The 21,858-nt window shown below is 41.2% G+C and carries 23 protein-coding genes, 2 tRNA genes and 1 riboswitch; of the genes, 9 read left to right on the top strand and 16 right to left on the bottom strand.

The genetic code is table 11. From position 1 onward, the window contains the following. Positions 1-454 precede the first annotated feature (454 nt). The 8 genes from VJ786_RS03440 to VJ786_RS03405 form a co-directional block, all read right to left on the bottom strand. Entirely contained in the window at positions 455-1,636 is a 1,182-nt protein-coding gene (locus VJ786_RS03440) for a homoserine dehydrogenase (RefSeq protein WP_134776844.1), read from the bottom strand. Continuing rightward, complete coding sequence (locus VJ786_RS03435) at positions 1,629-2,693, bottom strand: homoserine O-acetyltransferase family protein (protein WP_134776843.1); 1,065 nt, start codon at positions 2,691-2,693, stop codon at positions 1,629-1,631. The genes VJ786_RS03440 and VJ786_RS03435 overlap by 8 nt, the downstream gene beginning before the upstream one ends. A gap of 38 nt (positions 2,694-2,731) precedes the next feature. Further along, complete coding sequence (locus VJ786_RS03430; RefSeq protein WP_134776842.1) at positions 2,732-4,039, bottom strand: O-acetylhomoserine aminocarboxypropyltransferase/cysteine synthase family protein; 1,308 nt, start codon at positions 4,037-4,039, stop codon at positions 2,732-2,734. A 197-nt stretch (positions 4,040-4,236) separates the two neighbouring features. Then, positions 4,237-4,349: riboswitch (SAM riboswitch) on the bottom strand. A gap of 110 nt (positions 4,350-4,459) precedes the next feature. Further along, positions 4,460-4,891: a hypothetical protein gene (locus VJ786_RS03425; RefSeq protein WP_209023114.1), complete on the bottom strand. Its 432-nt coding sequence runs from the start codon at positions 4,889-4,891 to the stop codon at positions 4,460-4,462. 379 nt (positions 4,892-5,270) lie between these two features. Next, positions 5,271-6,149: a 4-hydroxy-tetrahydrodipicolinate synthase gene (dapA, locus tag VJ786_RS03420; RefSeq protein ID WP_134778399.1), complete on the bottom strand. Its 879-nt coding sequence runs from the start codon at positions 6,147-6,149 to the stop codon at positions 5,271-5,273. Positions 6,150-6,173: 24 nt separating this feature from the next. Beyond that, complete coding sequence (gene ligA, locus VJ786_RS03415) at positions 6,174-8,195, bottom strand: NAD-dependent DNA ligase LigA (RefSeq protein WP_134776841.1); 2,022 nt, start codon at positions 8,193-8,195, stop codon at positions 6,174-6,176. Positions 8,196-8,318: 123 nt separating this feature from the next. Beyond that, the gene (locus VJ786_RS03410; RefSeq protein WP_134776840.1) at positions 8,319-9,350 is read right to left on the bottom strand and encodes a glycosyltransferase family 2 protein; all 1,032 of its coding nucleotides are present in this window, start codon (positions 9,348-9,350) and stop codon (positions 8,319-8,321) included. Then, complete coding sequence (locus tag VJ786_RS03405) at positions 9,351-10,217, bottom strand: lysophospholipid acyltransferase family protein (RefSeq protein ID WP_134776839.1); 867 nt, start codon at positions 10,215-10,217, stop codon at positions 9,351-9,353. Positions 10,218-10,287: 70 nt separating this feature from the next. Between VJ786_RS03405 and VJ786_RS03400 the strand changes: the two genes are divergently transcribed. Further along, positions 10,288-10,902, top strand: coding sequence for a WbqC family protein (locus tag VJ786_RS03400; RefSeq protein WP_245153297.1), 615 nt, complete (start codon positions 10,288-10,290; stop codon positions 10,900-10,902). 55 nt (positions 10,903-10,957) lie between these two features. After that, positions 10,958-11,617, top strand: a complete 660-nt coding sequence (locus tag VJ786_RS03395) for a hypothetical protein (protein WP_099366650.1) — start codon at positions 10,958-10,960, stop codon at positions 11,615-11,617. 362 nt (positions 11,618-11,979) lie between these two features. On the opposite strand, the gene VJ786_RS03390 is transcribed toward VJ786_RS03395, so the two are convergent. From VJ786_RS03390 to VJ786_RS03380, 3 genes are all read right to left on the bottom strand, one after another. Then, positions 11,980-12,570, bottom strand: a complete 591-nt coding sequence (locus VJ786_RS03390) for a sugar O-acetyltransferase (protein WP_099366651.1) — start codon at positions 12,568-12,570, stop codon at positions 11,980-11,982. Positions 12,571-12,668: 98 nt separating this feature from the next. After that, positions 12,669-13,301, bottom strand: coding sequence for an NAD(P)H-dependent oxidoreductase (locus VJ786_RS03385; RefSeq protein ID WP_099366652.1), 633 nt, complete (start codon positions 13,299-13,301; stop codon positions 12,669-12,671). A gap of 28 nt (positions 13,302-13,329) precedes the next feature. After that, positions 13,330-13,926, bottom strand: coding sequence for a TetR/AcrR family transcriptional regulator (locus tag VJ786_RS03380; protein ID WP_336557240.1), 597 nt, complete (start codon positions 13,924-13,926; stop codon positions 13,330-13,332). Between the two features lie 119 nt (positions 13,927-14,045). Between VJ786_RS03380 and VJ786_RS03375 the strand changes: the two genes are divergently transcribed. After that, positions 14,046-14,867 (top strand): patatin-like phospholipase family protein, encoded by an 822-nt coding sequence (locus VJ786_RS03375; protein ID WP_245153296.1) that lies wholly within the window; start codon positions 14,046-14,048, stop codon positions 14,865-14,867. 54 nt (positions 14,868-14,921) lie between these two features. Here the strand turns inward: VJ786_RS03375 and VJ786_RS03370 are convergent, their stop codons facing one another. Beyond that, entirely contained in the window at positions 14,922-15,749 is an 828-nt protein-coding gene (locus VJ786_RS03370; protein WP_134776837.1) for an alpha/beta fold hydrolase, read from the bottom strand. Between the two features lie 135 nt (positions 15,750-15,884). Here VJ786_RS03370 and VJ786_RS03365 point away from each other — a divergent pair. Next, positions 15,885-15,958, top strand: a tRNA-Arg gene (locus tag VJ786_RS03365). Between the two features lie 34 nt (positions 15,959-15,992). Here the strand turns inward: VJ786_RS03365 and VJ786_RS03360 are convergent. Further along, positions 15,993-16,580 (bottom strand): helix-turn-helix transcriptional regulator, encoded by a 588-nt coding sequence (locus tag VJ786_RS03360; RefSeq protein ID WP_134776836.1) that lies wholly within the window; start codon positions 16,578-16,580, stop codon positions 15,993-15,995. A gap of 8 nt (positions 16,581-16,588) precedes the next feature. Here VJ786_RS03360 and VJ786_RS03355 point away from each other — a divergent pair, with 8 nt between their 5' ends. From VJ786_RS03355 to VJ786_RS03335, 5 genes are all read left to right on the top strand, one after another. After that, positions 16,589-17,095, top strand: a complete 507-nt coding sequence (locus VJ786_RS03355; RefSeq protein ID WP_134776835.1) for a PepSY-associated TM helix domain-containing protein — start codon at positions 16,589-16,591, stop codon at positions 17,093-17,095. 85 nt (positions 17,096-17,180) lie between these two features. Then, a tRNA-Arg gene (locus VJ786_RS03350) sits at positions 17,181-17,254 on the top strand. Between the two features lie 70 nt (positions 17,255-17,324). Next, a complete protein-coding gene (locus VJ786_RS03345; RefSeq protein ID WP_099366659.1) occupies positions 17,325-17,894 on the top strand; it encodes an adenylate kinase in 570 nt (189 codons plus the stop codon). 34 nt (positions 17,895-17,928) lie between these two features. After that, entirely contained in the window at positions 17,929-18,927 is a 999-nt protein-coding gene (gene obgE / locus VJ786_RS03340) for a GTPase ObgE (RefSeq protein WP_099366660.1), read from the top strand. Positions 18,928-18,972: 45 nt separating this feature from the next. Continuing rightward, positions 18,973-19,743 (top strand): TIGR02757 family protein, encoded by a 771-nt coding sequence (locus VJ786_RS03335; RefSeq protein ID WP_134776834.1) that lies wholly within the window; start codon positions 18,973-18,975, stop codon positions 19,741-19,743. A gap of 27 nt (positions 19,744-19,770) precedes the next feature. On the opposite strand, the gene VJ786_RS03330 is transcribed toward VJ786_RS03335, so the two are convergent. Genes VJ786_RS03330 through VJ786_RS03320 form a run of 3 tightly spaced genes read right to left on the bottom strand, consistent with a single transcriptional unit; the run spans position 19,771 to position 21,826 of the window. Continuing rightward, positions 19,771-20,211: a GNAT family N-acetyltransferase gene (locus VJ786_RS03330; RefSeq protein WP_134776833.1), complete on the bottom strand. Its 441-nt coding sequence runs from the start codon at positions 20,209-20,211 to the stop codon at positions 19,771-19,773. Beyond that, entirely contained in the window at positions 20,208-21,206 is a 999-nt protein-coding gene (gap, locus tag VJ786_RS03325; protein WP_134776832.1) for a type I glyceraldehyde-3-phosphate dehydrogenase, read from the bottom strand. Before gap ends, VJ786_RS03330 begins: the two co-directional genes overlap by 4 nt. Then, entirely contained in the window at positions 21,206-21,826 is a 621-nt protein-coding gene (locus VJ786_RS03320; protein WP_099366664.1) for a peroxiredoxin family protein, read from the bottom strand. The genes gap and VJ786_RS03320 overlap by 1 nt, the downstream gene beginning before the upstream one ends. Positions 21,827-21,858: the final 32 nt, after the last annotated feature.

Raw genomic sequence — 21,858 nt, 5'->3', positions numbered from 1 at the left:
AAGGCCTCTTTTTTGTATGGTAAAAGGTTGTTTTCGCTCTGAAATCAAGGTTAAAGCATACTTAAAGCATGTTTTAGTATGCTTAGGTTACTAAAAACATACTTTTACATTACTTTCACTATGCTTTCAGTCCGAAGCCAATAACCACAAAAAAAGCTGTACCCATTGGTTCGGATACAGCTTTTTTCCTTTTTTATTTTTAATCGTTATATCGCCTTTTTTGTCGACTATATAACACGTAAATAACAACGATCAATATTATCACGCCGATCACCACAAATGCTGTAGGTGATGCGTTATCTACAACTTCTCCTGTAGTTGTGTCTTCTTGGGCAAATAATGCCAAACTAACTACCTGGAGCAATCCCATCATACTCCATTTTCTCATGACTTCTTATTTTTTAAGTTTATACGACAATATACTAAAAAATATGCATCAAGAAAGAAAATAGGCTTATAAAATTTCAGCTAGGAAATTCCCGTCCTGATGGATCAATGATCGTTTGTCAATAATCTCTTGAATGTTGATCGTGCCGATCACATACTTATGTTCATCACTGTAGAATCGTTCAGATATGTTGATAAAGCTGATGTTTTCCAATACATCTTCATCCTCATAACGGAAATATACCTTAATGTCGTAATTCGTGGTATAGCTTACCTCTTGCGATTCTAAATGTTTTTTGTATTCGTATTTGTAGTCATAACGAAGCGCTGCGATATCTGAAAGCACTGCAGAACCGGTTGGGTGGCCACCAGCGCCTTTTCCGTAGAAAAATTGCTCATCGGCAAAAGCCGCTTTTACCAACACCCCATTGTTCTCATTTTCCACATTGTACAACATACTGTTGTTCGAAATGAATTTTGGCAATACGTATAGGACGACTTCGTTATTGGATACTTCTTTAGCCAATGGGATCAATTTGATCTTATAGTTTTTCTCACGGGCATATTTGATATCGGCATTTCCCAATTTGTCGATTCCTAAATTAAGGATCAATTCCGGATCGATGTAAACCCCATAGGCATGGGAAGCTACAATGGCCAATTTGTATTTTGGATCATAACCGCCTACATCCAAGGTGGGGTCGGTTTCCGCAAAACCTAATTCCTGCGCCTTTTTCAGGGCAGCATCATAACTTTGGTTCTCGTTGAAGATCTTGGAAAGGATATAGTTGGATGAACCATTGAATATACCGCTTACCGAATGCAACAATTCGTTGTCGTAATATTCTTCCAGATTTCTGATGATCGGGATACTTCCGCAGACCGCTCCTTCATAAAGTAAGGATGTACCATGCTGTTGTTGGATTTCGGTCAATTCCTCCAGATGGGTAGCAATCATTTTCTTATTTGCCGATACCACATTTTTGCCTGAAGATAATGCACGTTTGGTGATTTCAAATGCTGCTTCGGCATCATCGATCAATTCCACAACGGTATTGATCTCTGGATCGTCAAGAATCGCATTCGGATCTGTACTGAACAATTCGGCAGGTAAAGTTCTTTTTTTATCTGCGTTTTTGATCACGAATTTCTTGATCTCCAGGTTTAAGTTTTTTGTTTTGATGATATCGTATAACCCTTGTCCCACCACTCCAAATCCGAACATACCGATGGTCAGTTTCTTACTCATTTTCTTGTATTAAATTTAATTGTTCTGCTTTACTATTATATTTTGCTAGGAAATTTCCAATGACTTGTGTTAATGTTTTGGTCTCAATAAGGAAACCGTCATGCCCGAAAAAGGAATGTAGTTCATAATATTCTGCATTCGGGATATTTTTGGCGATGAATTCCTGCTCCTGTGGAGGGAATAATACATCAGAAGGTATGCCAATCACCAAGGTGTTGATACCTTGGATCCCGTGTAAGACCTCTTCTACGGCACCACGGCTTCTACCAAGATGATGGCTGTCCATGGCCTTGGTCAGATACCAATAGCTCAGGGCATTGAACCGTTTCACCAGTTTATCGCCTTGATAGGATTGGTAGGACGAAGCCTTGTATTGATCGGTTTTATCATGGTCAGACTCCACCTGGGTCACCCCATAAGCATTATAGGTTCTGTAGGATATCAGCGCCATACTTCTGGCTGCCTTTAGGCCATTCAGTCCGGCATCAGGCCTTTTCTCATAGAAACTTGGGTCGGCGGTCAATGCCAAACGCTGGCTTTCATTGAACGCGATTCCCCAAGGGGAGAAAAAGGCATTGGTACCTATGGCGATCAGGTTATGGATCTTGATGGTTTTGGAAGCTGCCCATTCGAGCACCTGCTGCCCACCAAGAGAGCCACCGATCAAGGTGTTGATTTCGGTAATACCAAGATGTGCTGCCAGCAGATCATGACCATGGATGATATCCCGGATCGTGAACTGCGGGAAATCCAGGTAATAAGGCTCCGCAGTTTCAGGGTTGATGGATAGGGGATTGGTAGATCCATAATGGGATCCCAACACATTCGCGCAAACAATGAAATATTCTTTGTCATTGAATAATTCCTCTTCACCGAATAATCCTGGCCACCAATCAAAAACATCAGAATTGGCCGTCAATGCGTGGCAAACCCAAATAACATTGGATTTGTCGGCATTCAACTCACCATAAGTATGATAAGCAATCTGAATATTTGGCAGTTTCTTCCCACTTTCCAGTGGGAATTCCTGTCCATATTCGAATATTTTAAGACTCATGTGCTCTAATTTATGCTTATGCTAAGACCTATTATGATCTATTTAATCTTCTGAAATGCTTGTTCCAAGTCTGCTTTGATGTCATCAATATGCTCAATACCTACCGACAAACGCAATTGACCTGGTTGTACACCTGCTTTTACCTGATCTTCAGCACTCAATTGTTGGTGAGTGGTAGCCGCCGGATGGATGATCAATGATTTAGCATCCCCAACGTTTGCCAGGTGGCTGATCAGCTCTAGGGAATCAATAAATTCATTGGCTTTCTCTACGCCGCCTTTAACGGTGAAGGATAATACGGCACCATAACCATTCTTCAGGTATTTCTGAGCATTTTGATGGTATGGGTGGCTTTTCAATCCCGGATAGCTAACTTTTTCCACCTGTGGATGTGCATCCAACCATTGGGCGATCTCTAAGGCATTGTCCACATGGCGTTGTACACGTAGGGAAAGGGTTTCTAATCCTTGCACCAATAACCAGGAATTGAAAGGAGATAGGGCAGGGCCAAAATCACGAAGGCCTTCTACACGAGCACGGATCGCAAATTGGATGTTTCCGAAAGGACCGTTTTCACCGAATACCTCGGAGAACACCAAGCCATGGTAGCCTTCGGAAGGTTCAGAAAATTGCTTGAATTTTCCATTTCCCCAGTTGTAGTTACCACCATCCACGATCACACCGCCGATGCTAGTTCCATGTCCTCCGATCCATTTCGTAGCCGATTCTACCACGATATTGGCACCATGTTCCAAAGGTTTGAACAGGTAACCGCCTGCACCAAAGGTATTATCGACGATCAATGGAAGGTCATGTTTTTTGGCAACAGCCGCAATTTTTTCAAAATCGGGAATGTTATAGCTTGGGTTACCGATGGTCTCTACATAGATCGCTTTGGTTTTATCGTCGATCAATGATTCGATCTTATCGGCATCGGTATCCTCCGCAAATCTCGCTTCGATACCTAATCTTTTGAAAGAAACCTTGAATTGGTTGTAAGTACCTCCATATAGGTTAGCACCCGACACAAAATTATCTCCTGATTCCAGGATGTTGGTCAATGCGATGAATTGGGCTGCTTGTCCTGAAGCTACCGCTAATGCGGCAACACCACCTTCCAATGCTGCGATTCTTTTTTCGAATGCATCGGTGGTTGGGTTCATGATACGGGTATAGATATTTCCGAACTGTTTTAGGGCAAAAAGATTGGCTCCATGTTCTGCATTTTCAAATACGTATGATGAAGTCTGGTATATAGGTAAAGCTCTTGAACCGGTAGTAGGATCTACTTCTTGGCCGGCATGAACCTGTAAGGTTTCAAATTTAAAGTTTTTATTTTCTGACATGATTTTTTGGTTTTAAATTAAAATTAATGGGTTTTTCAGGCATAAGGCTGTCCTTACGGTAGTCGTCTAAAATGGTCATGTTTTTCCCTTTTGCCTTTGAGAAAGGGAATGTATAAACATACCGACGACTAACGCATTCGCGTTATACAGCAAGCTTGAAATGTAGATTTTGATGATGTAATTGTCATAGTCTATTTCATTTATATGCTCCTAAGCATTATTGCTTCGGACAGGAATTGGCACCTTTTCAATCACGTTGAAGGTTGCCAGTGGGTCATAGAGCCAGTCTCTCGCCACTTCTTTATAAATCAAGACCATTCAGAGAAGGGTATTGATTAGGGTACTACTATTGAAGTACGTCGCAAATATAGGGTGTGAAATCAATATTTGCAACGTTTTACCTAAAAAAATTGAAGAAACCTAAAATCCTCTAGGTTTTGCTTCGCGGATTTCGACTACTTTATCGACGATATAGCGGGTGTTTCCACGCCATGGAATAACGCCGTGGTACTCTTTATAGTGTAGGTCGAAGGATTTTCCAGAATTGCTTTCCAGGATTTGGTAAATGGAATCATTGGCAATGGAGAATTCAAACTCATTGCTGGAAAGACCGGCGCCTGTTGATTGGGTCCTGATCCCTTCTTGGATGAGTTTTCCTTCGTAGGTTTTGAAGATATTGCCTTTTTTGACCGCGTAGTTCAATTCGCCGGATTTGACACCTTCGCCGAATACAAAGAAATATTTAAAGAAGATGGCAATGGCAATTCCTGCGAATAATACCAAAAAGAACCATCCTAGGATTTTCTTGAACATGGATTTTTCTTGTTTAGGGGGTTGGTTTGAAGTTTCCATAACGATGTTTTTTTCTTATAGGGTTGTATGTGTGTCTTAAAGTGTTGTATGTTGATAGCACAAAAAGAATACCTAAAAATAAGAAACTTGGTTGAATTTTCGTCATTGCGAGGAGCTTTACGTAATTGCATGATCTTTACGTCATTGCGAGGAGCTTTACGTCATTGCGAGGAGGCACGACGAAGCAATCTTTGGACTCTGACATCCTGAGCAGCCTTTGTCATCCTGAGCGTAGTCGAAGGATCTTTACGGTTACCACATGTAGATGCTTCGACTTCGCTCAGCATGACATGGCTGAAGATTGCTTCGTTCCTCGCAATGACGGGTAGGCGTAATTACGTGTTCCTCGCAATGACGCGAGGCGCAATGACGTTTCAACTTACCCTAAAACCTCCATCTCTTCATCAATCAACTTCCTTGTTCCATCAGTAACAGGAACCAAAGGCAACCTCACATTATCCTTTCCAAATCCTTTCCTCTCCAAAATATACTTCACCCCACAAGGATTTCCTTCCACAAAACAAAGATCCGTAATCTTCAATAACTCCTGATGAATCGCTCTTGCTTCTTCAAAATTACCTTCCGCACATAAATGCGCCAAGGTTGAAACCTTATTCGGATAAGCATTTCCCACCACAGAAATAATCCCTGCAGCTCCCAACGCCATCATCGGAAGTGTCACTGGATCATCCCCAGAAATCAATAAAAACCCTTCGGGCTTATCCCTCAAAATCTCACTGAACTGCGCAAAATTCCCAGAAGCTTCTTTCGTCGCTACAATATTCGAAAAATCCTTTGCCAAGCGTACCGTTGTCGCCGGACTCATATTACTACCCGTCCTTCCCGGTACATTATATAAAATAATAGGCAGTTTTGCTGCTTCTGCAACCGCTTTATAATGCTGATAAATCCCTTCTTGCGTAGGCTTGTTATAATAAGGCGATACGGAAAGAATAGCCATATAATCCAAGCTTTCAAAGTTCTTCACCTGTTCCACGATTTCATGGGTATTGTTTCCACCAATACCTGCCACCAACGGAATTCTTTTGTTAACATGCTTCGAAGTAAATGCCCAGACCTGCTTTCGTTCCTCTTGATTTAAGGTTGCTGTTTCTCCGGTAGTACCAAGAGAAACCAAATAATCAATTCCACCTTCGATCTGGTAATCGATAAGTCTTGCTAACGTCTCGTAATCGACGGTACCATCTGCATTAAAGGGTGTTACCAATGCAACACCTGCTCCTTGAAGCTCGTTCATCATTATTGTATTTGTATGCTTTATTTACTGTTCATTAATCATGGCCAATAATTCTGTTTCAGAAATGATTGGCACTTGTAGTTTTTCTGCTTTGGCTAATTTGGATGGTCCCATCTTATCCCCAGCCACTAAATAGTTCAATTTGGCGGATATACCACTCAGCATTTTTCCACCATGGGATTCAATCAATGCCGTCAATTCCTCACGGGAGAAATCTGCAAAAACCCCCGAGATCAGGAAGGTTTTCCCCGCCAGACCATTACCTGCCAGCACCACTTCTTTTTCCTCGATCTGAAATTGCAAGCCCAGGGATCTCAATTTCTCGATCTCTTCCCAATGTTCCGGCTCGTTCAGGTAATCGTGTATACTTTCTGCGATCCGGATACCAATATCAGGAACCGCTAATATTTCTTCGGCCGAGGCCGCCTTCATGGCATCGATATTCTTGAAATATTGCGCCAATTTACGCGCTACAGTTTCACCAACATGACGAATGCCTAGTGCAAATAATAATTTTTCAAAGGGTTTTTGTTTCGATTGCTCGATACCGGCAAGCATATTATCGATGGATTTCTGTCCGAAACGCTCAATTCCTACCAGATCTTCTGCACGATCCTTCAATTCATAGATGTCAGAGATTTTCCGGATCAGGTCCAAACGATAGAAAGTTTCGATGGTTTCATCACCCAAACCTTGGATATCCATCATTTTGCGGCCAATAAAATGCTGCAGCTTACCAACGATCTGTGGCCTACAGCCCGCATCGTTCGGGCAATAATGCACCGCTTCGCCCTCTTCGCGGATCAAATCAGTTCCACATTCAGGACATTGCGTAGGATAAACAATGGCAACCGCTCCTGCAGGTCGTTTTTCCGTGTTGGCGGAAATGATCTTCGGGATGATCTCGCCACCCTTTTCCACAAATACCGTATCACCTTCGTGAAGGTCCAAACGTGCTATCTCATTGGCATTGTGTAAAGACGCCCGTTTTACGGTTGTTCCTGCCAATAGAACGGGTTGCAGATTCGCTACGGGGGTAACCGCTCCGGTTCTTCCAACCTGATAACTGATGCTTTTCAGGATGGTTTCTACTCGTTCGGCTTTATATTTATAGGATATGGCCCATCTTGGCGACTTGGATGTAAAACCAAGTTCTTCCTGTTGGGCATAATCATTCACTTTAATAACAATCCCATCGATTTCGTAGGATAGTTTATGCCGGCCTTCATCCCAGTAATGGATGAAATCCAACACTTCGTTGATGTTCTGGCAAAGTTTGGTGTGCTCACATACCGGAAAACCCCAGGATTTAACGGCTTCTAAGCTTTCCCAATGATTGGCAAACAATCGATTTCTGTTATCGGCATAGAGAAAGTAAAGAAAACAATCCAATGGTCTTTTAGCTACCTCAGCAGAATCCTGTAATTTGATCGTTCCGGATGCAAAATTCCTTGGGTTGGCATAGGTCTGTTCGGCATTATCCTCGCGTTCTTTATTCAATCGTAGGAAGGCTGATTTGTGCATGAAAATCTCCCCTCTGATTTCAAAGTTATCCGGATAATTTCCTTTTTTGAGTTGATGGGGGATGCTCCTGATGGTTTTTACATTGGAGGTTACTTCATCACCTTGTGTACCATCTCCGCGGGTAACCGCTCTGGTCAGTCGGCCATCCTCGTAAGTAATGGAAATGGAAAGACCATCAAATTTCAGCTCCACGACGTACTGCACATCATCACCTATGACCTTCCGAACTCGGGTGTCAAAATCTTTGAGTTCCTGTTCGTTGTAGGTGTTGCCCAATGACATCATCGGCCAACGATGTTTGACGGTGTTGAAACGTTGGGTTATATCTCCGCCCACTTTTTGGGTAGGGGAGTTGGGGTCTTTAAACTCGGGATATTGGGCCTCGAGGGTTTCCAGTTCCTTCAGTTTATGGTCAAAATCGAAATCGGAGATTGCGGATTGCGCTAATACATAATACTGGTAGTTGTATTCGTTTAAATCTTTAGTTAACGCTTCTATTTTCGCTTGAATATCTACTGCCATAGACCACGAAAATACGAAATATTATAGCCCTAAAATAATTTTAGGGAACTAAATATGTAAACAGGCAAAGTCTTGCAAGTGGTTTAAGAAAACCGCAAAAGCATTTGTTCAGCAAGAGTTGGGTTAATGAAAATTTTTATCGTGCAGATCAGAGAATTTATGGATTTTATTCACGTAATAATCCCATATTATGGAATTCTTATATTGTCCTTTATTGTTGTATTTCGCCGGATATTTCTTTCTTTTTTTTGCGTTCCTAAAAACATTTAGGAAGAAATACTGATGTGCACGGGAAACCGCCCAGGCATCTTTCCGTTTTCCATCGACCAAAAACTTGATCAATGCGAATAAATCCCACCATAATCTTAATGCCAATCGCCAAAAAGCCTGGAATACCGGCAGGTTTTTTTGCATCATGACCATGTTGTTGCGGAAGTTGAGGTAGGTTTTCTGCGGATTGCTGGTGTTCAATGTACCACCTCCGACATGGTAGACCAAGGATTTAGGGCAAAACCCAATCTTGTAACCCATTCTTTTCAGTCGCCAGCATAGATCGATCTCTTCAAAATGGGCAAAAAAATCTGCATCGAATCCTTCCGCTTCTTTCCAAGCCTTTGCTTTAATAAATAAGGCAGCTCCAGTAGCCCAGAAAACTTCGGTGGCTTGGTCGTATTGGCCATTATCCTTTTCCATTTTATCTAGGATGCGACCGCGACAAAAAGGGAATCCAAAATAGTCAATATAGCCTCCTGCAGCACCGGCATGTTCAAAGTGTCCTTTGTTATGGTAGGCTTGGATCTTAGGCTGGCAGGCCGCCAAAAGGGGATCTGCTTCCATCTGACGGATAACGGGCTCGATCCAATTCTCGGTTACTTCTACATCTGAATTTAGCAGTACATAATAGTCTGCATCCACCTGTTTTAATATCTCATTATAACCACCTGCAAATCCCAGGTTTTCCTGGTTGACCAGGATTTTGAAATGCGGATAATTTTCCCTGACATAGGCTAGGGAATCATCGGTAGAGGCGTTGTCGCCGATAATGAATTCTATATTTGGGTAAGTGCTGTTGAAGACGGAAGGAAGAAATTTTTCCAAGAAAAATTTACCATTCCAATTCAGAATTACAACGGCTACTTTTGGGTATGCTATCATTTAACTTCTTCTTTTACGCTTCCATCGGCGGTGTGACCATAACCAATAGGCCGGTTCTTCACGAATAACCTGTTCGGTAAATCGGTTTTGAATATGCGTGATCTCATGTTCTGGATACGCTGATGGCTGTTCTACTAAGGTAGTGAATTTACAAGAATAATATCCTCTTTTCTCCTTCCGACGGATTTCACAATATACCACCGGATTGTTGGTCAGACGGGCAATGCGCTCAGTTCCAGTGAAAACCAAGGTGTCCTGGTTCAGGAATTCCATAAAATAATCCGAATCTTGATAGGTTGGCGTCTGATCTGAAACAAACATGCTTACATGAGGCACATTTTTTAGTTTGATGATATGCCGTAATATTTGTTTCATAGGTACCATGGTCGCTCCAAAGCGAGTTCTGATCCGGTTATGAACGGTATTGAAAACCTTGTTGTTCAAAGGTTTATAGATGATCAGTTCCGGGGTGTTCATCATGATGGATAAACTATGGATCGCCAATTCCCAGTTGCCATAATGGGCAGTAACACCGATTACTGATCTCCCTTTATGGATATATTGATAAACCTCATCTGGATTTAGTAGCTCGATTCTTTTTTTAACTTCTGCTTCTGAAATACTTGCCATCTTAACCGATTCCACCAATAGATCAGGGAAATATCTGTAAAAATCCCTTGCAATTTTATTTATTTCTTCTGTAGATTTCTCTGGAAATGAATTCCGCAGATTTTCATATACCACCTTTTTCCTATAGCCGAAAACATAGTAAATCAGGAAAAAAAGGATGTCGGAGATGAAATATAGGCACCAAAAAGGAAGAAGCGAAATAGTATATATTAATCCATAAACAAGCTTTTCCTTCATTCTTATTGTATTCTTAGGTACAAATATCCCTAAATAAAGTTATTTTTGCGAACATTTAAGGGTTTATTTCATGATGATGCAGGATATTCTACTTCCGGTTTTATATTTACCAAATGCCAGTTACTTCAAAACCATCAAGGACGCTGAAGGTGATCTGTTGTTGGAACGCTTTGAAAATTATCCAAAGCAGACCTTCAGAACACGTACGCAGATCTCGACGGCAAATGGTGTTTTGGAATTGTTTGTGCCTATACAGCACGGAAGAAAGGAACGCGTTGCGATGAAAGATGTTCGCATCAACTACGATCATCCATGGCAAAGACTGCATTGGTTATCCCTTCAGACGGCTTACCGCAGTTCGGCATACTTTGAATATTATGAGGATGATCTACTGCCATTCTACGAAAAGAAATATGAGTTCTTGATGGATTTCCATGTCGATCAACTTACCTTATTGCTGAAATTATTGAAATTGAAAAAAGAAATCAAGTTCACGGATTCCTATCAAGAGGTGGAGTCTGCAGAACATGATTTCAGAAAGATTATTCATCCCAAAAAGCCTTCTTTAATAACGGATCAGAAGCCTTATTATCAGCTCTTTGAAGATAAGAATGGTTTTATCCCAAATCTGAGTGTTATCGACCTGCTGTTCAGCCAAGGTCCTCAAGCGAAGAATTATTTATAATACGGCCTTCAAACATTTTAATTAGGTTTATGTTTTATTGATAAACATCTAGTTAATGAAGGTTATTTTCATGAGTATCTTAAGCCTAGTAATAGGCTATTCTGCTATGGCACAAACTGGAGCAGATACTTTGCATTTCAAGAAGGTTTATTATTTCGGGGGAACAGGTCTTTCCATTCCCTTGGGAAAAACCAAAAATGTATTGAGCACGAAGTTCTTTACAGGCAGTATGGGTTTGGATATTTCCTTGAAAAATCCGAAATATTACCTGTTGCCAACGCTTTATATGATGAGTTTTGGTTATGACCAATTGGAAAAGGATCCCGATTATAATAGGCTTCTCAGTAACTCTCGCGCAACGATGTACACCTTGAGTTTGGCGGGAGGAACGCGGAGGCAATGGGACAGGTTGAATACCTATGCCTATGCCGGACCTGGAGTTGCCCTTAATTCTGAACCTCGAGCAAATGACATGGGGAATAACCAAAATGTGGATATCGAATATAAATACAGCATATCGCCTGCTTTTAAGGTAGGGGTAGGGGCTGATTATAAATTCAAAGGCTTTTTTCTTGGTTTTGAAATCGGGTACATGCGAAATTTCAGAGAAATGGAGGGAAATCCAGTGCACGTGATGACGATGATGGTGGGGTTAAAATCTGATATCACTAAAATCAGTGATAAAGTGGTGGAGGTAATATCAGGGAATCCTTAATTATTATCGAAAAATTTTAAAATTAAATTTTTGATAATTAATAAGTTAATTGAGTTGCTGTAATCTTTTTTAATTTTTTTAATAATCCATACAATAATCAAGATATATGGCCGTTTTAATTGCAACTAGATAAATAGAAATATTTAGGTTAATAATTGGTTTGGTAAATACCTGGAGTTCTCCGCTTCAGGTATTTTTTTTTTTGATATTTTTTTTAGATGGATATACTAAAATGAATTAGCAGGCGTTTAAATAGTAAATTCATAATTTCATAATTTAGGTTAATAATTGGTTTGGTAAAACACCTGGGATTCCCCATCTCAGGTGTTTTTGTTTTATATAAACAAATTGTTCCGCAGCTATTACATGAATTGATCTTTAGAAAGGATATCTTCAGAAGTAATTTCCCGTATTACACGGCAGGGATTGCCAACCGCGACCACGTTGGCAGGTATATCGCGAGTAACGATAGATCCGGAGCCGATCACCGAATTTTCTCCGATACTAACTCCAGGATTGATCACGGTATGTCCACCTATCCAGACATTATCCCCAATGCTGATGGGTTTGGAATATTCCCAACCCTCTGCTCTTGCAATGGGATCAATAGGATGTGAAGCCGTAAATAAACTGACATTTGGGCCTATCAATACGTTTTTTCCAAAGGATACTTTTGCCCCATCTAATATGGTGAGGTTGAAATTTGCATAAAAATTTTCTCCTAATTCAATATGATAACCATAGTCACAGCGGAAGGGAGGCTCGATGAAAAACTTGCCTTCTGTCTTTCCAAGAATACTTTTTAGGAGTGAATTCCTTGCCTTTACCCGGATGGGTTCCATTTGGTTGTATTGTTGAAGGATCACTTTACAATGTTGTCTTTCCTTGAAAAGAGCGCCATCCTCGTCTCGGAATAGTTTACCGGCAATCATTTTTTCTTTGGCAGTTTCCATACATTCCTATTAGTTACAGGCTAATAATAAATAAAAAAGCTGTTATTGCATGTATAATTTTTTACATTCAATAACAGCCAAATTGCTATTGTAGGGGATTAGTTAAAGTTTATAACAAAATCTTCTTTAAGTACACGTACTTTTTTCATGTTCAATAACCAATCGTTCTGCTCATCGCGATATCCCAAAGCAAGGATAGTAACGGAACGAAGACCTAATTTGTCCAATCCCAATAATTCATCCAGTTGTTGTGGGATAAAGCCTTCCATCGGGGTTGCATCAACTTTTAATTCCGCTGCAGCGGCAATGGCCAAACCAAATCCAATATAGGCCTGACGTGCGGCATGTTCAAAATGCTGCTCCTTTGTTTTCGCCTGTAAAGAAGTGAAAAGTGAGTTTTTATAATCATCAGCAAAGCCAGCTGGCAATCCTCTTTCCACTTCCTGTTGCTTGAAAGGTGCATCAACACGTTCTTGGGTGTATTCATCGTAAGCCGCAAAAACCAATAGATGAGAACTATCTACAATCTGGGATTGGTTGAAAGCAATAGGTTGGATTTTTTGCTTTAGCTCAGGATTGCTGATTTCAATGATCTTAAACGGATGAAGTCCGGAAGAGGTTGGTGCCAAACGTGCTGCTTCCACGATTTGATCAACTTTCTCTTGATCAACTTTATTGCCATTCATTTTTTTAGTGGCGTATCTCCAGTTTAAATGTTCTAATAGATTCATGTATGTATTTGATATATTTAATAATAATTTAAATTCCTTTTGTGAAAGAGCGCATGCTATCGGCCAGGATGAGGGAGTTGCATACCTTATCGGAGCCTGTAAGGGAAAGAAGTTCCAAGGCAACCACCCCATGCAGCATGGCCCAAAGGCTACGGTATTTGATGCAGACATCAATATCCTTTCTTCCACTTTTTTGGATCAATTCGTCAATCATATGGCGGAAAAGATCCGACAAGAGCCCAACAGATTTGATGTTCTTTGCTGTTTCACAGGTCGGTATCCCCAAGCCAAACATGATCTCGTAATGTTTGGGATGCTGCTCAGCGAATAGGTAATATCCCAATCCCAATTGTTGAAAGCGTTCTTCGATGCTGTCTTCTGTAGAAATTCCTGCTGTTATCTGCGCGTAGAGCAGATCAAAACCTTCTGCTACGAAATAAGCGGAAATTGCTTCCTTGTTTTCGAAATATTTATAGATCACGGGTACCGAATACTCAATGGCATCCGCTATTTTGCGGATGGAAAGGGCAGCCCAACCTTCCTCATGCACGATTTCTCGCGAGCAATCGATGATTTGCTTCCTCATTTCCTCTTGTTGCCTAAGTTTTCTTTCTGTTACGCCCATACCATTTAGTTAACACTGTTAGCAAAATTAACAACGATAGTTATTTGTTCCAACTTTTAGATAAAATGGGACATGCAAATGACATTTTTAAAGCAAGTAAATTTGTTTTACCTTTAAATATGAACTTTCTGAAAAGCAAACGTAAGGTATCCCTCGTCCTGGGCAGCGGTGGTGCCAGAGGCTTGGTGCAAATAGGTGTGATTCGTCAATTGGAAGCGATGGGCTATGAAATAGATGAAGTGGTGGGTTGTTCGATAGGATCTTTGATCGGAGCCGCTTATGTCGAAGGAAAATTAACTGAATTGGAGGATTGGATGAGGGTTCTGACCAAAAGGCAGGTGTTCCGATTAATGGATTTCACAAATCCAAAGTTTGGATTGCTAAAAGGCGTACGTGTTTTTGAATCTCTGAAAGAGATATTTCCGGATAAGGATATCGAGGATATGCGCATTCCCTTCCGTGCCATTGCCACCGACCTTAAAAATGAGCGCGAAATGATCTTTGATAAGGGGAGTGTCTATCAAGCTATCAGAGCTTCCATCGCCATACCAGGTGTTTTTACCAGTATTGAATCGGATGAATGGAACCTGGTGGATGGTGGGGTTTTGAACCCATTGCCCATCAATTATGTGAAAAGAAAGCGCAGGAACATCATCATTGCGGTAAACTTGGATGGAAAGCCGGATGCTAAATATGGTCCGCTTCCTTTTGAGAGCAAGATGAATTCTATAGGATTGCTTCAAGAAGCTTACCTGATGATGCGAAGACGGCTATCGAAATTAAGCGTAGAATTGTATAAACCGGATTACCTGATCGATATCCCACACAATATCGGAGGCATTTGGGATTATGATAAAGCCTCCTTTTTAATCGAGAAAGGAACGGAATACACAAAAAAACTGATCCCGGAAATCCCCGTTAAAAAGAAGGCCGCTATTTAAATAAATGAATAAAGATCTAATATTCCATTAGCATAAAAACATATGCTGAAGATCTTAAGATTTCTTCTGTAAAAGCTTGTTCATATTTAAATTAAACTTAGCTGGGTCTTCCATGTTAGGCAAGTGCCCACAGCCTTCAAATTCCATATAGGTTGCACCCTTGATCTTTTTGGCCATCTCTTCCATTGGCTCAGCAGGGGTGATCTTATCCTCTTTCCCCCGTATCAATAAGGTCGGCACCTTAATTTCTGAAAGTACATCCGTGGTGTCGGTTCTGGAAGCCATCGCCAACAACGTTGCACAAATGGACGAAACACTGTTCCTTCGGATACTGCTTTTGATGAGTTCAATCGCCTCAGGTTTTTCCTCGATGCTTTTTGGTGAAAATACATTCGCAATAAAACCGATCGCATACGGGCGACGACCATGGTTTAAAACAGCTTGAATAGCATCAAAGCGTTTCTGTTTTCCGGCATTATCATCTGCCTTGGCATGGGTATCAGAAAGGATAAGTCCATCAATCTTTTCCGGAAACAGTTGATAGGCACGCAGGGCAATATAGCCTCCCATGGAAACCCCGCAGAGTACCGCCTTATCAATTTCCATTTTCCGTAGAAAGGCGCCCAGGTCTTTTGCAAATACATCTATGGAAAAAAATCCATGACCTTTGGTACTATTTCCTAATCCACGAATGTCAACCGCAATGCCGGTTATATTATCTTCCAGACTTTCCAGTTGTTCCCGCCACATATTCTTGTTGAAAGGGAATCCATGAAGAAATATGATGGTTCTATCGGTTTTTTCAGTTGCTTTCTTTATATGATAGGCAATGCTTATATCGCCAATCCGGATCTTGTTGCTTTTTATTAATCGTTCAGCCATAAAAATTAATTATATAGGTATCAACAGAATAGACCTAAGATAGTTTGAAATTGCCTAAAAAACGAAAAAACCATTTGGAAAATATAAAAAAACCTCGATATTTGCAGCATCAACGGTGATTTGACCGTTTGTAATGCGCTCATAGCTTAATTGGATAGAGCATCTGACTACGGATCAGAAGGTTAGGGGTTCGACTCCCTTTGAGCGCACTTTCTTTATTTCCCCTTTCACTTTCTTGATTTATCATTTATTCTTTTCCAGTGTTTTTTGCGCTTTTAATTCTTTCGGAGAATACCCGAAATGCTTAGTAAATGCGGATGTGAAATGTTGGGAGTAACTATATCTTAACAATTTGGCTACCTCATTGATGCTGTAGTTTTTATGTTGTATCAGGTATCGAGCTTTTTCCATCTGTTTTTCGCGTAGGTACTGCGATAGATTACACCCAAAATACTTTTGAAATCCTTTATTCAAGTTTTTTTGAGAAATATGAAATAGGTCTTCAACTTCTTGCAATCGAATATTACCGATTTCCTGTTTATCTACCCATTCCTTTACTTCAATAACTTTTTCGTCTAGGGATAGGTTGGTGTTGCTACGGTCATCCTCCAAAAATTTTGGGTGCATGGAAAAAATAGTCAGAAGTAATTCTTCTATCTTCAACCTGTAATAGTAATCCCGCATCGAAGTTGGTAATGAACAATTCAACATGCTTTCCAATAACTGTTTAATGGGGGTTGAAATTATTTTAGACTCGTCAAACAACTTACAGGCTCTGCCTTTCTTTAACGCAGTTAAGAAGGGGAATTCCATAGGTAATATCTTACTCATAGTCTTCCATGCTGATATGTTTCATTCTGGGTATGACAGGGCTGATTATTTTTTTTCAGCCCTTAATGAAAATGACCATGAACAGTTTTGGAGCAACAACAGAAGATTGGCATAAATCATTGCCTAAGGCCAAGGAATCGGGGCAATTTATCGATGCATTTCCTTTAATGGACAAACTATTTCAAGAAATACCTCACAAAAAAGTCATTAAATATTGGGTTTATGATTATGCTAAAAGTGGGGTATTCGCTTTCCATATTGCCGATCGGGCAGGCTTGAAATCTGATGAAAACAGGGATGTCAGATATTTTGATAAATATACAGGTAAACCTTATGTAATTAGCATTCAGCAAGATAAGCATAATAAAGTGGAGAATTGGGTTTGGCAATTGCACATGGGGCAATGGTTAGGTCAGGTCGGGAAATTTTCGACCTTTATTGCAGGTTTGATCTCAACCAGCCTACCCATCACTGGTTTTTTGATCTGGTATGGGCGTAGAAAGCGTCAGAAATGAAAAAAAAATTTTGAATGGCTTATTATTTCCTTATATTTGCATCACCAAAACAGAAAGGGCGTTTGTCGCAAAAGTGTTGGTTGTCGCGCTCATAGCTTAATTGGATAGAGCATCTGACTACGGATCAGAAGGTTAGGGGTTCGACTCCCTTTGAGCGCACTTAGAATAAGCCTAATTCGTAAACGGATTAGGCTTTTGTTTTTTATCATCAACAATAAATAACATCATTATGCTAAACCTAGTATTATTCGGGCCTCCAGGAGCAGGAAAAGGTACCCAATCCGCTAAATTAATTGATAAGTATGACCTTCATCATATATCTACCGGTGACATGTTTCGCGCTCATATCAAGGACCAAACCGAATTAGGTAAACAAGTAAGTCAAATCATTGCTGATGGGAACTTAGTTCCTGACTCGGTAACCATTGCCATGCTTGAGGAAGAGATCAATAATAACCCTGATGCAAAAGGATTTATTTTTGATGGTTTTCCACGTACTGTTGCCCAAGCGGAAGCATTGGATGCATTCATGGAATCGAACAATATGCCTATCTCAGGCGTTATTGCTTTGGATGTTGATGAAACGGAATTAACGCAACGTATCGCTAAACGCCAGGAGATTTCCGGTCGTGCAGATGATGCGGCAGATAAACTAAAAAAACGTATCGAAGAGTATTTCGGAAAAACGATCCATGTATTACCTTATTACGAAGGCAAAGGTAAATTGACCAAAGTAAATGGTATTGGTGAAATCGAAAGCATCTTTTCGGAATTAACGTCGATCATCGATCGTTACTAATAAAAAAGCTTATAAAAAACATTGAAGAGGTCTTATGGCGCAGGGGTCAAATTTTGTTGATTACGTAAAGGTTTGTTGTCGTTCGGGACATGGTGGTGCTGGTTCAGCCCATCTGCACCGCGATAAATTCACGGCCAAAGGTGGTCCCGATGGGGGCGACGGTGGTCGTGGCGGGCATATTATGCTCCAAGGTTCTACCCAACACTGGACCTTATTGCACCTGAAATACCGTAAACACATCATTGCCGAAAATGGTCAACCTGGTGGATCTACCTTGAAAACAGGTGCTACCGGTAAGGATGAAATCCTGGAAGTTCCTCTAGGAACGGTGGCCAAGGATGCCGAGACCGGCGAAGTACTATTCGAAATCACCCGTGATGGCCAGACGAAAATCCTTACTCCAGGAGGTCGTGGTGGTTTAGGAAACTGGCACTTCAAATCTTCCACGGTTCAAACACCAAGACATGCCCAACCGGGGATGCCAGGTAAAGAGCGTTGGATCATCTTGGAATTAAAAGTATTGGCGGATGTAGGGCTTGTTGGATTCCCGAATGCCGGAAAATCTACCTTGCTGTCGGTTCTTTCCGCCGCAAAACCTGAAATCGCAGATTATCCGTTTACCACCTTGGTTCCTAACTTGGGCATCGTCAGCTATCGGGATAACAAATCCTTTGTGATGGCGGATATTCCAGGGATCATCGAGGGTGCATCCGAAGGAAAAGGATTAGGACACCGTTTCCTGAGACATATCGAACGAAACTCCGTGCTCTTGTTCATGGTACCAGCAGATACCGATCGGACCATCGAAGAGGAATATAATATCCTATTGCATGAACTTACCGCCTACAATCCGGAATTATTGGATAAGCCAAAATTATTGGCCATCACCAAATCGGATATGTTGGATGAGCAACTGGAAAGCGAAATGGCCGAACAGGTTCCTCAAGGAATTCCTTACCTGTTCATATCCTCAGTGACCGGAAAAAATATCCAGCAATTGAAGGATATGATCTGGAAAGCCATCAATGAATAACCATATTTAAAAGCAACCTCGGTTGCTTTTCTTATTTTAGGGATAATGGATCTATCATTAAAAGATTTCTTGGACAAAAAGGTACTGGAATTTAACCAACCGGATTTTATTCCGCACGACCCGATCAGTATACCCCATCGATTCCAAAAGAAGGAGGATATCGAGATCATGGGGTTCTTTGCCAGCATATTGGCCTGGGGGCAACGCAAAACCATCATCAATAAGTGCCTGGAATTGGCAGAACGTATGGACCAGGCACCGCATGATTTTATCCTCAACCATCAGGATAGCGACCTCAAACGCCTCTTGGGATTTAAGCATCGTACCTTCAATGACACCGATCTCTTATATTTTATTGCCTTTTTCCAGCAGCATTACCTTCGCTTCAACAGCTTGGAAGATGCATTCCTGCAGCTTGATGAAGGCCAGGAATTCTCCATAGAGAACGCCTTGAATAATTTCAAAAGCTATTTTTTCTCCCTGCCTGATTTTCCTTGGCGAACAAGAAAGCATATCAGTTCTCCCTTCCAGAAATCCAGTTGTAAGCGATTGAATATGTTCTTGCGTTGGATGGTGAGGAAGGATGATAAGGGGGTAGATTTTGGGATTTGGAACCGGATATCACCCAAAGATCTTATCTGTCCCTGTGATGTCCATGTAGAGCGCGTTGCCCGGAAATTTGGTTTGATCCAAAGCGATAAGGTCAATTGGAAATCTGCGCTAGAATTAACGGAAAACCTACGGTATTTTGATCCAGAGGATCCGGTTAAATATGATTTTGCCTTATTTGGGCTAGGGGTGGCCGGTGAGTTATAAAAACCGAAAACTAATCCCCAATAAAAATTAGGAGTAAAACGGCAGGTACATTTCCTTGTGCAAACCTACATTCGGAATATCATATTCATCGGAAAAATATTCGAAACCCATATCCTCATAAAAAGGATAGGCGATTTCCCTGGCGATTAGCCATAAGTAACCCCCATGAAGCTGTGTCTGAATATGATCGATAGCAGCCGTTAAAAGCTGTTTACCATAGCCTTTCCTTCTGGCCTCAGCGGCAGTAGCCATGCCACGTAATCGATAACCGGTATGCGGTAATTTGGGATGATTGATCTGATGAATGGTCAATACACTTTGAAGCTTACCCTCCTCATCAAAATACCCCAAATGAAAACTATCGGGTTTATCATCCTCCGGATTGATGCAAAGCTCCAAGGCTTTTCCACGCTGTAGTACTTCGCTTCGCAGCGCTAAGGTATCCTCCGTTTTGATAAACCTGATCATCGTTTGGATAGGATTTCCAGGATATCCACCAAGCGGTTGGAATATCCGAATTCATTGTCGTACCAACCAACCACCTTTACCAAGCCACCCACAATACTGGTCAGCTCCGAATCAAAAACACAGGAATAAGGGTTATTGATGATATCCACCGAAACGATGGGATCTTCGGTATAGTATAGTACATTTTTCAAGGAACCTGCAGCAGCTTCCTTGAATTTTTGGTTGATCTCTTCTACAGTAGTCTGTTTGGCCAGGTTACAGGTAAAATCAGTTAAAGAACCATTCAATACCGGAACGCGTATACCTGCGCCGCCCAGTTTGCCATCCAAATGTTTAAAGACATTGGTAATGGCCTTGGCAGCACCCGTCGTAGTGGGAATGATGGAAGCCGATGCCGCTCGTGATCTTCGTAGATCCCGATGCGGTGCATCATGCAGGTTCTGATCCCCTGTCATGGAGTGTACCGTGGTGATATACCCATCGACAATACCCCAATTCTCATCCAATATCCTGATCATGGGTGCCACATTGTTGGTGGTACAGGAGGCATTGGAAAAGATCGGCGTATTCCAATCAAAATCCGCATCATTGATACCCAATACCACTGTAGGAACCTCTTTATCCGGCGATGGAGCAGAGATGATCACCTGTTTTGCCCCAGCCAGGATATGCTTTTGGGCCAGATCATGCTTCACAAATAATCCGGTCGATTCGATGACCACATCAATCGCCAATTCCTTCCAGGGAAGTTCTTCCGGATTTTTTTTGTTGAAGATCTGTATAGCTTTTCCATCAATGTAAAGGTGGTTCTCCTCATAGCTCAGCTCTTTTCCAAGCGGACCATGCACCGAATCATATTTAAAGAGGTGGGCTAGTGTAGCCGCATCTGCCAAATCATTGATGGCAACAACCTCTACATTATCCAATCCTCTGTTCAGCAGGTTTCTTAGGCTGTGGCGTCCTATGCGTCCGAACCCATTGATGGCTATTCTCATTAATTATTAAAATCAGCGATTACTTCTTTGATATCTTTCTCACCTTCCCAGTATTTTTTTAGGCTTCCGTCTGGACCATATACATAGTTTGCCGGAAACATTTTTGGGATGTGAATACGTTGTACAAATTCCTGATTACGATCGTAAAGCATTTCCACATTCGGTTTTCCTTCTAATTCTTTACCAAAGGTATTGAAGAAATTGGCCATCAAAGCCGGATCGTTCATGGAAACGTAATAGATATTCACCCCTTTGATCTTATCGTAATTCGATGATAGGGCAGTGGCTTCATGTTGGCAATGTGCACAAGAAGGGTCAAATAGAATAAAAACGGTATTCCTTCCAGCGGCAATATCCGCTTTGCTGAATGGCATACCCGATTTAACCTTGAAAAACGTGAATTCAGGAATAGATAAGTTGGCCGCTTTTACCGTCGGTGGAGCCTGTTGTGGGGCAGGAGCTGCAGTAGAAGGGCTTGTCTCTGCATGTGCACTGTGGTCATGTCCATCGTGCTCATTATGCACTTCAGTGGCTGCTTGTTGTTTCGGTTCATTATTGCATCCTACGGTCGTTAGGGCCAAGGATAAACTTAAAAACGGAAGAACGTATGTTAATCTCATGTGTACTGTTTAAGCATCAAAACTACTAAAAA

The organism is Sphingobacterium tenebrionis (genome assembly GCF_037126265.1).
GTDB classification, from domain to species: domain Bacteria; phylum Bacteroidota; class Bacteroidia; order Sphingobacteriales; family Sphingobacteriaceae; genus Sphingobacterium; species Sphingobacterium tenebrionis.
Note: the sequence above shows the minus strand (reverse complement) of the source record. Positions and strands in the feature narration are given on the sequence as shown.

Bases quoted from the DNA above. Each gene is read 5' to 3' on its own strand.
- VJ786_RS03330 (WP_134776833.1), bottom strand. From the start codon at position 20,211: ATGATCAGGTTTATCAAAACGGAGGATACCTTAGCGCTGCGAAGCGAA.
- VJ786_RS03320 (WP_099366664.1), bottom strand. From the start codon at position 21,826: ATGAGATTAACATACGTTCTTCCGTTTTTAAGTTTATCCTTGGCCCTA.
- VJ786_RS03375 (WP_245153296.1), top strand. From the start codon at position 14,046: ATGAACTTTCTGAAAAGCAAACGTAAGGTATCCCTCGTCCTGGGCAGC.
- VJ786_RS03400 (WP_245153297.1), top strand. From the start codon at position 10,288: ATGATGATGCAGGATATTCTACTTCCGGTTTTATATTTACCAAATGCC.
- ligA (WP_134776841.1), bottom strand. From the start codon at position 8,195: ATGGCAGTAGATATTCAAGCGAAAATAGAAGCGTTAACTAAAGATTTA.
- VJ786_RS03395 (WP_099366650.1), top strand. From the start codon at position 10,958: ATGAAGGTTATTTTCATGAGTATCTTAAGCCTAGTAATAGGCTATTCT.
- VJ786_RS03355 (WP_134776835.1), top strand. From the start codon at position 16,589: ATGCTGATATGTTTCATTCTGGGTATGACAGGGCTGATTATTTTTTTT.
- VJ786_RS03385 (WP_099366652.1), bottom strand. From the start codon at position 13,301: ATGAATCTATTAGAACATTTAAACTGGAGATACGCCACTAAAAAAATG.
- VJ786_RS03440 (WP_134776844.1), bottom strand. From the start codon at position 1,636: ATGAGTAAGAAACTGACCATCGGTATGTTCGGATTTGGAGTGGTGGGA.
- VJ786_RS03435 (WP_134776843.1), bottom strand. From the start codon at position 2,693: ATGAGTCTTAAAATATTCGAATATGGACAGGAATTCCCACTGGAAAGT.
- VJ786_RS03410 (WP_134776840.1), bottom strand. From the start codon at position 9,350: ATGATAGCATACCCAAAAGTAGCCGTTGTAATTCTGAATTGGAATGGT.
- VJ786_RS03380 (WP_336557240.1), bottom strand. From the start codon at position 13,926: ATGGGCGTAACAGAAAGAAAACTTAGGCAACAAGAGGAAATGAGGAAG.
- VJ786_RS03425 (WP_209023114.1), bottom strand. From the start codon at position 4,891: ATGGAAACTTCAAACCAACCCCCTAAACAAGAAAAATCCATGTTCAAG.
- VJ786_RS03370 (WP_134776837.1), bottom strand. From the start codon at position 15,749: ATGGCTGAACGATTAATAAAAAGCAACAAGATCCGGATTGGCGATATA.
- VJ786_RS03345 (WP_099366659.1), top strand. From the start codon at position 17,325: ATGCTAAACCTAGTATTATTCGGGCCTCCAGGAGCAGGAAAAGGTACC.
- VJ786_RS03335 (WP_134776834.1), top strand. From the start codon at position 18,973: ATGGATCTATCATTAAAAGATTTCTTGGACAAAAAGGTACTGGAATTT.
- VJ786_RS03390 (WP_099366651.1), bottom strand. From the start codon at position 12,570: ATGGAAACTGCCAAAGAAAAAATGATTGCCGGTAAACTATTCCGAGAC.
- VJ786_RS03360 (WP_134776836.1), bottom strand. From the start codon at position 16,580: ATGAGTAAGATATTACCTATGGAATTCCCCTTCTTAACTGCGTTAAAG.
- gap (WP_134776832.1), bottom strand. From the start codon at position 21,206: ATGAGAATAGCCATCAATGGGTTCGGACGCATAGGACGCCACAGCCTA.
- obgE (WP_099366660.1), top strand. From the start codon at position 17,929: ATGGCGCAGGGGTCAAATTTTGTTGATTACGTAAAGGTTTGTTGTCGT.
- VJ786_RS03405 (WP_134776839.1), bottom strand. From the start codon at position 10,217: ATGAAGGAAAAGCTTGTTTATGGATTAATATATACTATTTCGCTTCTT.
- VJ786_RS03430 (WP_134776842.1), bottom strand. From the start codon at position 4,039: ATGTCAGAAAATAAAAACTTTAAATTTGAAACCTTACAGGTTCATGCC.
- dapA (WP_134778399.1), bottom strand. From the start codon at position 6,149: ATGAACGAGCTTCAAGGAGCAGGTGTTGCATTGGTAACACCCTTTAAT.